This is a genomic window from Bacillus cereus group sp. BfR-BA-01330, assembly GCF_022663885.1.
GTDB classification, from domain to species: domain Bacteria; phylum Bacillota; class Bacilli; order Bacillales; family Bacillaceae_G; genus Bacillus_A; species Bacillus_A cereus.
The window spans coordinates 271,047-284,586 of sequence record NZ_JAKUGK010000007.1 but is presented as its reverse complement, the minus strand read 5'-3'; the positions used below and the strand labels follow the sequence as shown (position 1 = coordinate 284,586).

The following is a 13,540-nucleotide window of genomic DNA, read 5'->3' as shown; positions in this document are numbered from 1 at the left end:
GCAGAAGTTTCTCAGGCTTCTGTCTTTTTTATTTTATGCAAAATTCACACTAAATACTCTATCATCATTGTAACACATTTTATTTATTTTTAGTCAAGAGAAAAAACCACCTAAAGGCTCCCCTTCAGGTGGTTCTCTATTTTATGCTAACGCAGCTGCCTGTTCTTGTTGATCTACAGGAATTACAGCGTCTGTTAATGCTTTTTCTAGTTCAGCTGTATATTTCATTTGTTCTTCTTTGCTCCAGCCTAGTTTCGCAGCCATGTAGTTGATTACTGCTTCTTTCCACTCGTATACCCAGTGGATGTTGAAGAATACAGCGCCTCTGCGGCGTACGAAGAAGTCAACTGGTTTTGCTGTCATTTCGTAATCCATTGCGTATACAAGCGGGATTAGAACGTCTAGTGGCATGTTGTATTCTTTCGCTTCGTCTTTATGTTTTTTCGCTAAATCAAATAGTACGTCAACGTTAGAGCCGTAGAATTTCGCGAATTCTTCTGCTTGTGCTGTTGTTAAACCATATTTCGTACCTTCGCCAGCTTTTTTCGCAACGAATGCTGGGAATCCGTGTGAACCATCTACATGTCCACCAGAGATTGGCATATGTTTCGTGTCGCTCTTCGGATATGCGCTATGACCTTCTTTTTGTAGTAAGTTCGTTACGTAGTCTACTACCATTTCAGCCATTTTGCGGTATCCAGTTAATTTACCACCTGCGATTGTAATTAAACCAGATTCAGAAGTCCAAATTTCGTCTTTACGAGAAATTTCAGATGCACTCTTACCTTCTTCGTAAATTAACGGACGTACACCAGCCCAGCTTGATTCGATGTCTTTCTCTGTAATTTTCACGCTTGGGAACATGTAGTTAATCGCATTAATGATGTATGTGCGATCTTCTGTTGTCATTTGTGGTACAGCTGCGTCTTTATCGTAGAACGTATCTGTTGTACCTACATAAGTTTTTCCGCCGCGAGGAATCGCGAACACCATACGTTTATCTGGTGTATCGAAGTAAATCGCTTGACCTAATGGGAAACGTTTTTGATCAATTACTAAGTGAACACCTTTTGATAACTGAAGTACTTTTCCTTTTTTCGAGTTATCTTTTTCACGAAGTGTATCTACCCAAGGGCCAGCTGCGTTTACAATTTTCTTACCGTAAACTTCGTATACTTCACCGTCTAGTAAATCGATTACACGTACACCGCATACTTTTCCATCTTTATATAAGAAACTGTCTACTTTTGCGTAGTTAACAGCTTTTGCGCCGTGCTCAATTGCTTCTTTCATTACTTCAATTGTAAGACGCGCATCATCTGTACGATATTCTACGTAGTAACCGCCGCCTTTTAATCCTTCTTTTTTTACAAGAGGCTCTTTGTTTAATGTTTCTTCACGGTTAAACATCTTTCTGCGCTCGCTTCGTTTTACACCTGCTAAGAAGTCGTATACACGAAGACCAATTGATGTACTAAATGATCCGAACGTACCACCTGTATGGAACGGAAGTAACATCCACTCTGGTGTTGTTACATGGGGACCGTTCTCATATACGATCGCACGCTCTTTCCCCACCTCTGCTACCATTTTCACTTCAAGTTGTTTTAAATAACGTAGACCACCGTGTACAAGCTTCGTTGAACGACTTGATGTACCTGCTGCAAAGTCCTGCATTTCAAACACAATTGTTGATAACCCGCGTGTTGCTCCATCTAATGCAATACCAGAACCAGTAATACCTCCACCAATTACGATCACATCTAACTCTTGTTTATTTACTCCGTTTAATACGTCTTTACGTTGTTTACTTGAAAATTTCATGGTAATTCCTCCCTTTGATAACGAAAAAAGAGACCACAAACTCCGCTATAGATTTCGCCTCTATAGCGCGTTGTGGTCTCTCCAAATCTCCTACCGAATTATTAACTTGTCACCATTATAACACTGTTTATGATTATTTGAAAGCTTTTGTTGCTTCAATTGCTTTTTTCCATCCAGCATATAGCTCTTCGCTTGTTTTCGCTTCCATCGTTGGTTCAAAGCGTTTGTCCATATGCCACTGTTCTTTAATTTCATCTTGGTTTTTCCAATATCCAACCGCAAGACCAGCTAAGTATGCTGCACCTAGAGCCGTTGTTTCGTTGATTACTGGACGCTCTACAGGAACATCTAAAATATCACTTTGGAACTTCATTAAGAAGTTATTTTTAACTGCTCCGCCATCAACGCGTAATGTTTTCAGCTCAATACCTGAATCTGCTTCCATTGCGCATAATACGTCTTTCGTTTGGTAAGCTAAAGATTCTAGCGTTGCACGAATGAAATGCTCTTTCGTCGTACCGCGCGTTACACCAAACATAGCGCCGCGTACTTCACTATCCCAATAAGGTGTTCCTAGTCCAACGAATGCTGGTACAACGTATACACCGTCAGTTGATTCAACGCGACTCGCATACACTTCACTCTCACTTGCATCTTTAAACATGCGCATTCCGTCACGTAACCATTGAATTGCAGAACCCGCTACGAAAATACTTCCTTCTAATGCGTAGTTTACTTTACCATCTATTCCCCATGCAATTGTTGTTAATAGACCGTGCTCAGAAGCTACTGCTTTTTCACCAGTGTTCATTAACATGAAACAACCAGTTCCGTAAGTATTTTTCGCCATACCTTCACCGAAACAAGCTTGTCCAAATAATGCTGCTTGTTGGTCACCAGCTACACCTGCAATCGGTACATTTTGGCCGAAGAAGTGATAATCAATTGTTTCTCCGTAAATTTCAGATGATGGACGCACTTCTGGAAGCATGCTCTTTGGTACTGTTAACATTTCTAGAAGCTCATCATCCCACTGTAAGTCGTGAATGTTAAACATTAACGTACGTGATGCGTTTGAGTAATCTGTTACGTGTGCTTTACCACCAGATAGTTTCCATACAAGCCACGAATCAATTGTTCCGAATAATAGATCGCCGTTTTCTGCTTTCTCTCTTGCACCTTCAACGTTATCTAAAATCCATTTTACTTTCGTACCAGAGAAGTATGCATCAATTAAAAGACCTGTTTTTTCGCGAACCATTTCGCTATAACCTTTTTCTTTTAACTCATCACAAATTTCAGCTGTTTGGCGAGATTGCCATACGATTGCGTTGTAAATTGGTTTACTAGTTGTTTTATCCCAGACAACCGTTGTTTCACGTTGGTTCGTAATACCGATACCAGCGATTTGTTCTGGTTTTACATCTGCTTCGCTTAAGCAAGTTGCGATAACTGCTAAAATAGATCCCCAAATTTCTTGTGCATTATGCTCTACCCAGCCCGGCTTTGGAAAATGTTGTGTAAACTCTTTTTGAGCTGAATGAACAATTTCACCTTTTTTATTGAAAAGAATTGCGCGTGAGCTTGTTGTTCCTTGGTCTAATGAAAGAATATATTTTTTCATATCGGTTTCCCCCTTATGCTACTTTTCTACTATTTGTATTGCTTCCGCTTTTTTTACTTGTCATATAAGAGATTGCTAGTACAATCACAGTTGCGATAATCACATAAATAAGTGCTGAATTTTGTTTTCCTTCAAATACAACTTGATGGAATAAACCTGCAAGTGATCCACCTAAAATTGGACCAACTACTGGAATCCATGCATACTTCCAGTTTGAACCGCCTTTTCCTGCAATCGGAAGGAAGAAGTGTGCGATACGCGGACCTAAATCACGCGCTGGGTTAATTGCGTATCCTGTTGTCCCACCTAATGATAAACCAATACTTACAATTAAGAAACCTACGATAAATGGATTTAATCCATCTGCAAATTTATTTGCACCAATTGCTAATATACCAAATACTAAAACGAATGTTCCAATCATTTCACTTAAAAGGTTTGCAAATGTGTTCGGAATTGCTGGACCTGTTGCAAATACACCTAACTTTGTTCCTGGATCTTCTGTTTCTTTCCAGTGTGGTAAGTAATGTAAATATACGATAACTGCCCCGATAATTGCCCCAATCATTTGTGCTACGATATAACCTGGTACGTCACTCCATGGGAACGCTCCCTTAAATGCTAATCCTATCGTTAAAGCTGGATTCAAATGTGCCCCACTAATTGATCCAACCGCATACGCTGCAACCGCTACTGCTAAGCCCCAGCCCATTGTAATAACAATCCAACCTGAATCTTTCGCAAACGATTTCTTTAAACTTACACCAGCACAAACGCCGCCACCAAGTACGATTAACAACGCAGTCCCTATTAACTCTCCTAAAAATGCTGACATAGTATCCCTCCACAATCAATTTAAACGCTTTCAAATGTGATAGAGGTAAAATGAATGGCCATTCGTTTTTGTCAAAAGAAAAAGACCCACAGCTTGCACGCTTCTATATAAATTTATATAGAAACAATGAAATGTGGATCTCTACTTTTCTCCGTCACGTTTATTAACTTGTCTATAATGTTAACCGTAAATGAAAGCGGTGTCAACGAAAAAATTCACATTTTCGTCACTTTTTTTGGTAATGTTTCCATAGTTCACGTTTTGATGTCGTAATTGCTGTCGCACCAGCGTTTAATGCTCTTTCCACATCTTCTACAGTACGAATAAAACCACCTGCTAAAATCGGTACACCAGTACGCTCTTTCACTTCAGCGATAACGTCCGTTAATGCTCCAGGAAGTACCTCAATATAATCCGGTTTCGTCTTATCTAAAAGATTGCAGCTCTTCTCCATCGCACTCGAATCGATTAAAAAGATGCGTTGTATTGCCACAACACCTTTTTGCTTCGCCTTCATAATAACGCTCGCCTTTGTTGAAAGTAACCCGTACGGTCTAAACTCCTGACATAAATATTCCGTCGCATGCCCATCACTCTGCAAACCATGAATTAAATCCACATGTAAAAACACCTTTTTACAATATTGCTTCGCAAGCGATATAACACTCTTCAATTGGCCGACATGAATATCTAAAATAACAATATATTCATACGAACTATGTAATAGCTTTTCCAAATCTTTAATTTGCCTCACTGCCGGCAAAATCTTCTGTTCATGAAATTCCATTCTATATGTCCCCTTCTTTATATCATCCTATCCTTTATAGTACACAATTTAAGTGAAAAGAACAGCTAGTGTTGGGGATTTCTTTCAAATCTTTCTCTTATCTATATATTTTCTTCAACTTATCGGAACCTATACCACCTATAATCATGAATGCAAGGGGCAAAAGATTCATTACATATGGCGCATCTGCTACAATTGTAATACTTGCTCCAGCAAACTTATTTAGCATCCATACAACGGTTTTTGCAATAAACAAAAATACTCCTATCATAAATAGACTATCCAAAAACACCTTCCATTTTGGATACGCCAATTGCTTACTATCTTCAATTACTTTCTGCGTCAATTCTTCATCACTCCTTAGCAGTTCATCCATCGTAATACCGAACAGGTCACTTAAATGAATAATAATTTCAATGCTCGGATAGTTCTTTTCCGTCTCCATTTCGAAACAGATTGCCTGTTCACATGAAGTTTTTCAGCCAAATCATTTTGCGGCCAATTTCTTTTTTCCCTTTCTTCTTTTAAACGCTCACTAAAAATCATACTGTGTTTATCACCTCTCTATGCCCATTATGTTCAAATAAATGATGAAGAGTAAAGCGAGTTATCGTTGCATTTCCTGCGCAACTTATGCGTTACAGCTTATAACGGCGCTATTTTATATGTATCTTCCCTATACTATGCTCCAATAATAATTTCCCGAACAATAATACAAAGAATGGATACTAATAAAGTGAAACTTTAATCAGCCCTCACCAATCGGGCTTTTACGGACAGCCCCCCACCTAACTTCTTTACTTCAGCTGAATTTTGAGGTAGGGGGCTTACTACCCGGCAAATAGCGGGATAAAGACTAGATTAGGCATAAAAAATACGCCATCCCTTCTTATCAGTCTCCAGAAAGAATAACGCAAATTTTCATTTTTACTCATCACTTTTCGGACTATATGAAAACCCCGGATATTTCACAACAGGCCACTTCTCCTTACGCAGAGAATCCATTACTTGCGGGCCAACATGTATATTACTCTCCACTATTTCTTTAGGAGTCAGTGCCATCCATTGATTTAACGATACATCTTCAAAACGATTGCTTCTGAACATCTCTAAAAACCATAATGTTTCGGTACCTGTATTTTGAATATAATGCCCCGTCGCAAACGGTACATATCCGACATCGCCAGCTCTATAATCAAATGTACGAGCGGTACCATTTCCAAGAAACACAGTCATTCTCGCTTCCCCTGTCAAATAATATTGCCATTCATCATTATTCGGGTGCCAATGAAGTTCTCTCATTCCACCAGGCTCAACCTCAACGAGCGCTGCTGCGATTGTTTTGGAAATAGGGAAATTTGTGGAATCTACAATTCGAACGCTACCACCAGGCGTCTTAATCGGCTTTTGTTTTAACAATTCATGTTTAAATGTTAAAGGAACTTCTCCTTTCGGTGATTGAACTTCCTGACTTTCAAGCGAACCTGGCACCTCTCCTTGATAAATATAAACTTGATCTGAAGGGATAGAACGAAAAGCACTCTCAGGTACTCCAAAATTAGCCGACAACACCTCTTTTGGCGTATGCGCAAACCAATCAGAAATAGCTAAAGTAGATAAATCAGAAAAATGCCCATCATCGAAAACGAGTAGAAATTCACAATGTTCCAATCCTTGAATGGAATGCGGAATACCAGGCGGAAAATACCAAAGATCACCTGGTCCAACATCAGCAATAAAATTCCGTCCATTTTGATCAACAGCCGTTATGCGTGCCCGTCCTAAAAGCATATACGCCCATTCCGCTTCTTTATGCCAATGTAGTTCTCGTACTCCACCGGCCGTTAAACTCATATTTACTCCTGCAATCGTCGTCGAAACCGGTAGTTCTCGAACAGTAATCTCCCGAGACCACCCCCCTTGTTTCAAAATCATAGAAGTGTCCGAGAATGAAAACTTCAAGTTAGGAACTAACCCTGCATCCGTTATAGGCGGAACAAGCATATTCGGATTTTGAATATCCCGCATAACATTACGAGGTCCAGAATCAATCGCCCCTGCTCCGTCGCTACGGATTGGTTGCGGCACATTCCCTCCCGCTTCACTAACAGTACGTTTCTTCATGATTACACTCCTTTTTCATCCGGTTATGAAGTAAAAAGCCTCCATCATAGTGTATGAATTGGGCTTTAGATGGTTACAGTTACTATGGAGTTACATCATCTGCCTATCATTATCGTTTTGTTCATTTCTCAACTTATACTAGTATGCTTAGCGCTTAGGAAGACAAAAAAATAAACTAGAACTAACAAAAAACCCTGTAAAATTTATTACAGAGTTTTTCACCAATTATTTATTGTTTTACATATCGAATACGAACATTATCGTCCATTTGATAAATTTGTAATGTGTTTCCATAACTAATTCCTAACTCTTCACTTGCACCAACTGCACTTACAAATACCCCTTTAAATACTTTATTTTTAGTTGGTTTTACTACCAATACTCTTCGCTGCTTCTTCAAACAGTTTTGAACCTTCTTGTGCTTTACTTAATGATTGATGCATTTTACTCTCGTCTTCTTGGTCCAATGCATCAAAAAGAAGTTGAAAACAATCCGCATATAGTTCCATCGATTGCTTTATCTTCGCCTGTTCTCCCTGTAACTCAGGGGGCGCTTGTAAATTCTTCAGTTTCTTCGTTGTTGCCTTTGCTCCACCTAAACTTAGTTGTACTTCACTTTTCTTTTGTTTGTATGATTTTACGTCTGAATCTGCTATTCCTTCAATTAATTTCATTGTATCTTCAATTTGAGTAGCACTGTTTATGATATCTGCCTTATACCTTTCAACATCTGAACCAGTTACCTTACCAGGTGAAGAAGTTGAATTATTTGAAGAAGAACTTGGTTGACTACTTGATGAACTACTGTTTGTACCTTCACCTTTCGCTACAGATAAGCTATCCTCTTTCTTGCTATCAGTTGACTTACTCTCTTTTTCAGAAGTCTTATTCTCTTTCTCTACCTTTTGTGTCTCTTCTTTCTTTGTTTCAGCTTTCTTACCATCCGTTTCAATTGTAATACAACCGCTCAATAACATAACTGGTAATGCTAAACTTACTAATTTCTTTACCTTCATGATTACTACTACCCCTTTAGTTGTAAAATTTAATGTGAAAAAGTTAATATACTTAATTAATAAATTTCCCCCGAGTAATTTATTAAAATCTACTACCCATAGATTTCCTGTATATTCATAATCTTTCCATATATAACATTTTACAAAGAATTACATATTTGGTCAAAAGGATTTATGTAGTCCTTAAAAGAAAATTTTAATCACAAAGAAAAGAAGCTAACAATAAATTGTTAACTTCTCAGCTTAAGGAAAAATAGTATCTTTCCTTATCTTCTAATATCTAGGTTGTGATTGAATATTTGTAAGATGAACATCATACATATCAATGATTTCAAGAAATCTATCAGCTTCACGGAAAACATGGTCTGCTAATAATGGATGAATGATACTCTTTATTTTACATTGCTCAATTAAATCACGTGCTGTTTTCTTAAAATCCCGAAGAGATGCAACTGACACGCGATTTTGATCTAAAAATTGATCTAAAAGAGGAGCTGTTTGGGATTGTGGTTTCATAGATTCTAAGTCAATTGCTTGATACATCAATTCATCAAAATCATTGCTAAAATTTCGTGCTGTATCTACAAGCTTTCTTTCCGACGGATCAAGAAGATGGCCAATAAATTTAGCATGGTCTGCCATAATCCGTAAAAAGAAAACATTTTCTTTAATAATAGCATCAGGAAGGGCATCTAATTTACCTTCATTTAATTGTATTAAACGTTTTCTAAAATAATCAGCTTCCCTACTTGTATGGTCAACTAAAAGTGGAAAGTTATTTTGTCCTGGCAATTTACATGTGAGAATTAACCCTAAAATTTTTCGCTTAAATCCCCAAATATTAGTTGCAGCTTGTTGTACTTCTGCATTAAATCTTTTTATTTGCTCAGGATCTGTTTCATTTGTATAGGAATGCGCTATTTGTTCAATATGTTCAAACAATCGATAAAATTGATTCGCCTCTTCGATTAGTTGAGTATCCTCGCATCTAAATCCCAAGCGAAGAAAAAAAGAATGCTCTTTCATGATTCTAGACCAAAAACGAATTTCATTTAATGAACGCTCAACAAACATTACAGACGTAACGCCTGTATCAGGATGTAATGAAGTTTCATCCCTATGCATTGTTAATCCCCCCCAGTAAAATCCCCGCTAGTTCCATTCTTATGAGGAAAAATATATATAAATACCATCAATAAAAGTTTATGATGACTCTCTTATACATGTAAAATTAAACTAATATAACCTTAGCTTGATGAACATATACTGCTCCCCCAGAAGAAAAAAAGCTACCACCTAGTTGTAAAATTTTACCAGGTGGTAGCCTTTCAAAATTTCTATTAAAGCAATACAGAATCCTTATCACTATCCTGATTACGTTTCTCGCGCTCTTCTTCTAAGCGCTTCATATATACTTCGCCTTCTTTTTCGATAAACTCATTATCCATATCTTGCTCTTTTTTCGAAGTATATAAAACCATGTAGCCACTTAGTACAATCCCAACAATTACAAGATACACCCACCATGGTAAAGTTTCCAAATTACTTCATTCCTTTCCTTAGACAAGCCTTATTAGTTTCACTTTATGAGGAAAGAATTGGATTTATGCTTAAAAATTTTATTGTGGATGCTTCGCGAAAAATGCTTGTACATATTCCATAAACTCAATTGGTTCTTGACGAAACGGTGCGTGGTATCCTTTTTCAATAATATGAAACGTACTATTTGCAAATAGCCCATGATACAGTTCACCATTTTTCCAAGAAACACTCTTATCATGTCGTCCCCATATAATTAAAGTCGGTACCTTAATTTTATCAGCTTCCATCGCAATGCGGCGCTCTCTCATTTTCGTAAGCTGATCATAATGCTCTTTATCATCACGACTATTTTTTACTTCATTTTTATTATACTTCGTAATCTCAGTTACAGTTTGTAAGTCCGTCGATAGCGGTGGTACTTCATAACTTTCTTTTTGCTGGAAAGACTCTATCCCTGTAGCATCCGCCAAGATGAGATGCGTCACTGCATCCGGATATAAATACGCTAAATTAAGGGACATCTCTCCGCCCATTGAATGGCCGAGCACCGCAAACTGATCGTATCCTAGCTTCTTCATTAACTTATAATATAAATTCACTTGCGCAGGAAACGAATACTGAAAATCAACCGGCTTAGAAGAACGCCCAAACCCTAAAATATCAACCGCAATAATCGTATGATCTCGCACTAGTTCCGGATAAATATCACTAAACCCATCAGAAGAACCACCAAACCCATGCAACATAAGTAAAGGAGGTTTTCCCTCACCAATTTGTTTAAAATAAATCGTCTGTCCATCAATTTGCGCCATACTCTCTTTCGTATTCAGCTTCATCATAACAGTATCTTTCACTTCTCCAACCTTCGCAATCGGCTTATCAACGAAGTTACATACGATAAGCAAAATAAGCACAATACCGCTAATCAAATAAAACTTAAACCGTTTCAACATTCCCGTCTCCTTTCTCTTGTTGTTATTTAAAGTTTTTACATTTTTTGGTTATTTTATGTCCTCTTTTTAATTGTAACTAAAACAGTTACAATTATACTAAAAAAATATAACTCATTTCTGTTACTAATGGTTATTCTGTAACCATTATAGTTACATATTTAAAGTAAGTCAATTCTTTTCTCTACATGACCTGAAAATAGAAAAAGGGACTTCATGTTGAAGTCCCTTTCTTTATTATTATAGTTGGCTTACTCCGCCGTCGCCTTTATTATCTGCTGGTGCTCCGCCTGTGTCACCAATGTTAACGTAGTCTGGTCTTGCTGGTGCTCCTCCTGTGTCTCCTATATTAACGTAGTCTGGTCTTGCTGGTGCTCCTCCTGTGTCTCCTATATTAACGTAGTCTGGTCTTGCTGGTGCTCCTCCTGTGTCTCCTATATTTACAGCTTGATTTGTAAAAGAACTATTGAACCCAATTGATAATCCCCCTACTAATGCAGTCCCAACAATAGCCAAACGAAATTTCTTCATTATTTTAACGCTCCCTTTTCCAATATATTTTTTTGAGCCTTATTATTCATATAAAAATATTTACTTGCCTTAACATGATCATCAAATTCATAAAATTTCAGTGCTAAAATTTCAGTGTATTCTTGAATACAATCCCATAATCTTTCTCTCTCAAAATAAGAAAGTCCTTCTAAAATTACATCTTCAATAATTGATACTGAAGATTTTCCATTGAGTTCTTTCAAAATTTTAAACCGATGTTGAAATTCTTTTTCTCCTAAATCAACACAAATATTTAAACCTTTTTCAACAATTGGATTCGCTAAATTATATTGTCCTAATTTGTAATGTTCATGTGCTTCTACAAACAAGGCTTTAAAGTGTTCTGGGTAATTTTTGGTCACCTCAGATATATGACGAATCGCTAATTCTGAAAGATTTTGACTAGCATAAAGCCAAGCTAAATTATGCCGAACCATTAGCATATATTTTTTTTGATCTGCTTTTTGCAATACTTCCATAGCAGAATTAAAGTTTTCTTCCGCTAATTCATAGTGATCTATGTCTACACAACATAGTCCAAAAGCATTTTCACATAATCCTACTTTTATTTCATAACCTGGATATTGTAAAAATGCTGCTTTTGCCCTATTCAAGTAATCTATTGCATGAACTTGGTCATATTTTTGATAATAGAAATTCCCCATCCGATAATTAAACTCCGCATGTTCTATCGGATCTGCAATATATTTCAATAACTTCTCAGCTTGCTCATACTGTTCTTTCGCTTCGTTATAATTTGAAATTAATGTGCAATGAAACCCTTTAAAAAAGTGATAGTAATAAGCTAGAACACCTTCTGCCGGGATTTCAAAAGATTCCACTTTATCAAAACTATCTTCTCTAACCCCAATCCAATCCACTAATGCATCATATCTAAAATTCAACAACGAATGATAAAGCAATACATCCTGATCCACGTCCAAACCACTAATCTTACTTTCAATCTCCTCTTTCATTTCCGTAGCTTTCTCTATATTTTGCTGCAACATTACACGATACCAATCATCTAAAGAATGTTTCATTTGCTCCCGCGTTACTACATCTGCTCCCATACACTCCGCATCCCCTTTTCTCCAAAATTAGTATTTTTATACAATTATCAAAATTGTATATTACCACTCCTTTTCTATGCATTGAAAAATAATTATCAGAAAATTTAATATTTTAATTAATTATACCAAAGTTTTCCTTTTTAATAACTTGAGAAACAATTGTCAGAAAACTTACTAGAATAAATAAAAAAGCAAGCAGTTCCAGCACTCCGCTAAAACTACTTGCTCTATTTTTACTCTTTAATAAATTCCTTCGTGCTTCTTACTGTATCAATTGGACGAACTAATTTTTCAATTTCTTCACGTTTTGGCTCTAGGAATGGAGGTAAAGATAATTTCTCGCCAAGTGTTTCGTATGGCTCATCTCCCATAAATCCTGGGCCATCTGTTGCAAATTCAAATAAAATTTGTGGTGCAACTCTTGCATATAATGATTCAAAGAAATGACGGTCTACATAACCAGATGAAGGAAGTCCAACGCTACTGATTCTCTCAATCCATTCTTCTAATACAGCGCGATCTTCTACGCGGAATGCCACATGGTGCACTGTACCAAAACCTTGTTGTGCTTCAGGAAGAACCGTATTATGTTCTACGATGACAGATGCACCGTTTCCGCCTTTATTCACTTCAAATAAATAGAATTCTCCTTCTTGCGCAACCTCTTTAAATAATAAAACTTTTTCTAACACTTCTTTAAAGAAACTAAAGTTTGCGATACGGATGAATACAGGTCCTAAACCAGTAATTGCGTATTCTAATGGTACTGGTCCGTTTTGCCATGGTGTACCTGATTCGATTCCTTTATCAAGTTCATCTGAGATTAATTGATAGTGTTGATCATCAAAGTCAACGAAAGAAAGAGTTTTCTTACCAAATTGCTCTTTAATTCCTGTATGTTCTACTTCAAGACGGTCAAAACGTTTCACCCAATACTCTAATGCTGCATCGGTCGGAACGCGAAATGAAGTTTTTGAAATTTCATTCGTACCGTGTACTCCTTTTGGAATACCTGGGAAGTCAAAGAATGTCATATCTGTTCCTGCACTACCTTTATCATCTGCAAAGAATAAATGATACGTTTGAATGTCATCTTGGTTTACTGTTTTCTTAACTAAACGCATTCCTAAAACGTGAGTAAAAAACTCATAGTTTTTTTCTGCACTACTTGTAATCGCTGTAACGTGGTGAATTCCTTTTAATTGGTTCATTT

The 13,540-nt window shown here is 37.1% G+C and carries 13 protein-coding genes and 1 pseudogene; all 14 read right to left on the bottom strand.

Translation table 11 applies throughout. The features are described from left to right. Positions 1-141: 141 nt before the first annotated feature. Entirely contained in the window at positions 142-1,824 is a 1,683-nt protein-coding gene (gene glpD / locus MR112_RS21090) for an aerobic glycerol-3-phosphate dehydrogenase (RefSeq protein ID WP_000672831.1), read from the bottom strand. 133 nt (positions 1,825-1,957) lie between these two features. Next, a complete protein-coding gene (gene glpK, locus MR112_RS21085) occupies positions 1,958-3,448 on the bottom strand; it encodes a glycerol kinase GlpK (protein ID WP_000760011.1) in 1,491 nt (496 codons plus the stop codon). 13 nt (positions 3,449-3,461) lie between these two features. Next, the gene (gene glpF / locus MR112_RS21080) at positions 3,462-4,283 is read right to left on the bottom strand and encodes a glycerol uptake facilitator protein GlpF (protein ID WP_001272200.1); all 822 of its coding nucleotides are present in this window, start codon (positions 4,281-4,283) and stop codon (positions 3,462-3,464) included. A 226-nt stretch (positions 4,284-4,509) separates the two neighbouring features. Continuing rightward, positions 4,510-5,070 carry a glycerol uptake operon antiterminator GlpP gene (gene glpP / locus MR112_RS21075; protein WP_000394285.1) on the bottom strand — a complete coding sequence of 187 codons (561 nt, stop codon included), beginning with the start codon at positions 5,068-5,070 and terminating at the stop codon, positions 4,510-4,512. A gap of 97 nt (positions 5,071-5,167) precedes the next feature. Further along, a pseudogene (locus MR112_RS21070) lies at positions 5,168-5,616 on the bottom strand (helix-turn-helix domain-containing protein). A 381-nt stretch (positions 5,617-5,997) separates the two neighbouring features. Continuing rightward, positions 5,998-7,194, bottom strand: coding sequence for an oxalate decarboxylase family bicupin (locus MR112_RS21065; protein WP_226369014.1), 1,197 nt, complete (start codon positions 7,192-7,194; stop codon positions 5,998-6,000). Between the two features lie 229 nt (positions 7,195-7,423). Further along, a complete protein-coding gene (locus tag MR112_RS21060; RefSeq protein ID WP_000260576.1) occupies positions 7,424-7,573 on the bottom strand; it encodes a hypothetical protein in 150 nt (49 codons plus the stop codon). Then, positions 7,554-8,210: a DUF7018 domain-containing (lipo)protein gene (locus MR112_RS21055; RefSeq protein ID WP_226369013.1), complete on the bottom strand. Its 657-nt coding sequence runs from the start codon at positions 8,208-8,210 to the stop codon at positions 7,554-7,556. Before MR112_RS21055 ends, MR112_RS21060 begins: the two co-directional genes overlap by 20 nt. Positions 8,211-8,483: 273 nt before the next feature. Beyond that, entirely contained in the window at positions 8,484-9,335 is an 852-nt protein-coding gene (locus MR112_RS21050; protein WP_000554479.1) for a DUF2935 domain-containing protein, read from the bottom strand. A gap of 215 nt (positions 9,336-9,550) precedes the next feature. Beyond that, positions 9,551-9,751 carry a sporulation YhaL family protein gene (locus MR112_RS21045; RefSeq protein WP_000449223.1) on the bottom strand — a complete coding sequence of 67 codons (201 nt, stop codon included), beginning with the start codon at positions 9,749-9,751 and terminating at the stop codon, positions 9,551-9,553. A gap of 78 nt (positions 9,752-9,829) precedes the next feature. Next, on the bottom strand, positions 9,830-10,705 hold the full coding sequence (locus tag MR112_RS21040) for an alpha/beta fold hydrolase (RefSeq protein ID WP_086409440.1): 876 nt from the start codon (positions 10,703-10,705) through the stop codon (positions 9,830-9,832). A 237-nt stretch (positions 10,706-10,942) separates the two neighbouring features. Beyond that, positions 10,943-11,233, bottom strand: a complete 291-nt coding sequence (locus tag MR112_RS21035) for a Phr family secreted Rap phosphatase inhibitor (protein ID WP_242245267.1) — start codon at positions 11,231-11,233, stop codon at positions 10,943-10,945. Beyond that, entirely contained in the window at positions 11,233-12,327 is a 1,095-nt protein-coding gene (locus MR112_RS21030; RefSeq protein ID WP_226369012.1) for a response regulator aspartate phosphatase, read from the bottom strand. The genes MR112_RS21035 and MR112_RS21030 overlap by 1 nt, the downstream gene beginning before the upstream one ends. Positions 12,328-12,560: 233 nt before the next feature. Continuing rightward, positions 12,561-13,538 (bottom strand): ring-cleaving dioxygenase, encoded by a 978-nt coding sequence (locus MR112_RS21025; protein WP_001072552.1) that lies wholly within the window; start codon positions 13,536-13,538, stop codon positions 12,561-12,563. Between the last annotated feature and the right edge of the window lie 2 nt (positions 13,539-13,540).

Coding starts and splice junctions, on each gene's coding strand:
- glpF (WP_001272200.1), bottom strand. CDS start 4,283: ATGTCAGCATTTTTAGGAGAGTTAATAGGGACTGCGTTGTTAATCGTA.
- MR112_RS21050 (WP_000554479.1), bottom strand. CDS start 9,335: ATGCATAGGGATGAAACTTCATTACATCCTGATACAGGCGTTACGTCT.
- MR112_RS21065 (WP_226369014.1), bottom strand. CDS start 7,194: ATGAAGAAACGTACTGTTAGTGAAGCGGGAGGGAATGTGCCGCAACCA.
- MR112_RS21055 (WP_226369013.1), bottom strand. CDS start 8,210: ATGAAGGTAAAGAAATTAGTAAGTTTAGCATTACCAGTTATGTTATTG.
- MR112_RS21035 (WP_242245267.1), bottom strand. CDS start 11,233: ATGAAGAAATTTCGTTTGGCTATTGTTGGGACTGCATTAGTAGGGGGA.
- glpP (WP_000394285.1), bottom strand. CDS start 5,070: ATGGAATTTCATGAACAGAAGATTTTGCCGGCAGTGAGGCAAATTAAA.
- MR112_RS21030 (WP_226369012.1), bottom strand. CDS start 12,327: ATGGGAGCAGATGTAGTAACGCGGGAGCAAATGAAACATTCTTTAGAT.
- glpD (WP_000672831.1), bottom strand. CDS start 1,824: ATGAAATTTTCAAGTAAACAACGTAAAGACGTATTAAACGGAGTAAAT.
- MR112_RS21040 (WP_086409440.1), bottom strand. CDS start 10,705: ATGTTGAAACGGTTTAAGTTTTATTTGATTAGCGGTATTGTGCTTATT.
- MR112_RS21025 (WP_001072552.1), bottom strand. CDS start 13,538: ATGAACCAATTAAAAGGAATTCACCACGTTACAGCGATTACAAGTAGT.
- glpK (WP_000760011.1), bottom strand. CDS start 3,448: ATGAAAAAATATATTCTTTCATTAGACCAAGGAACAACAAGCTCACGC.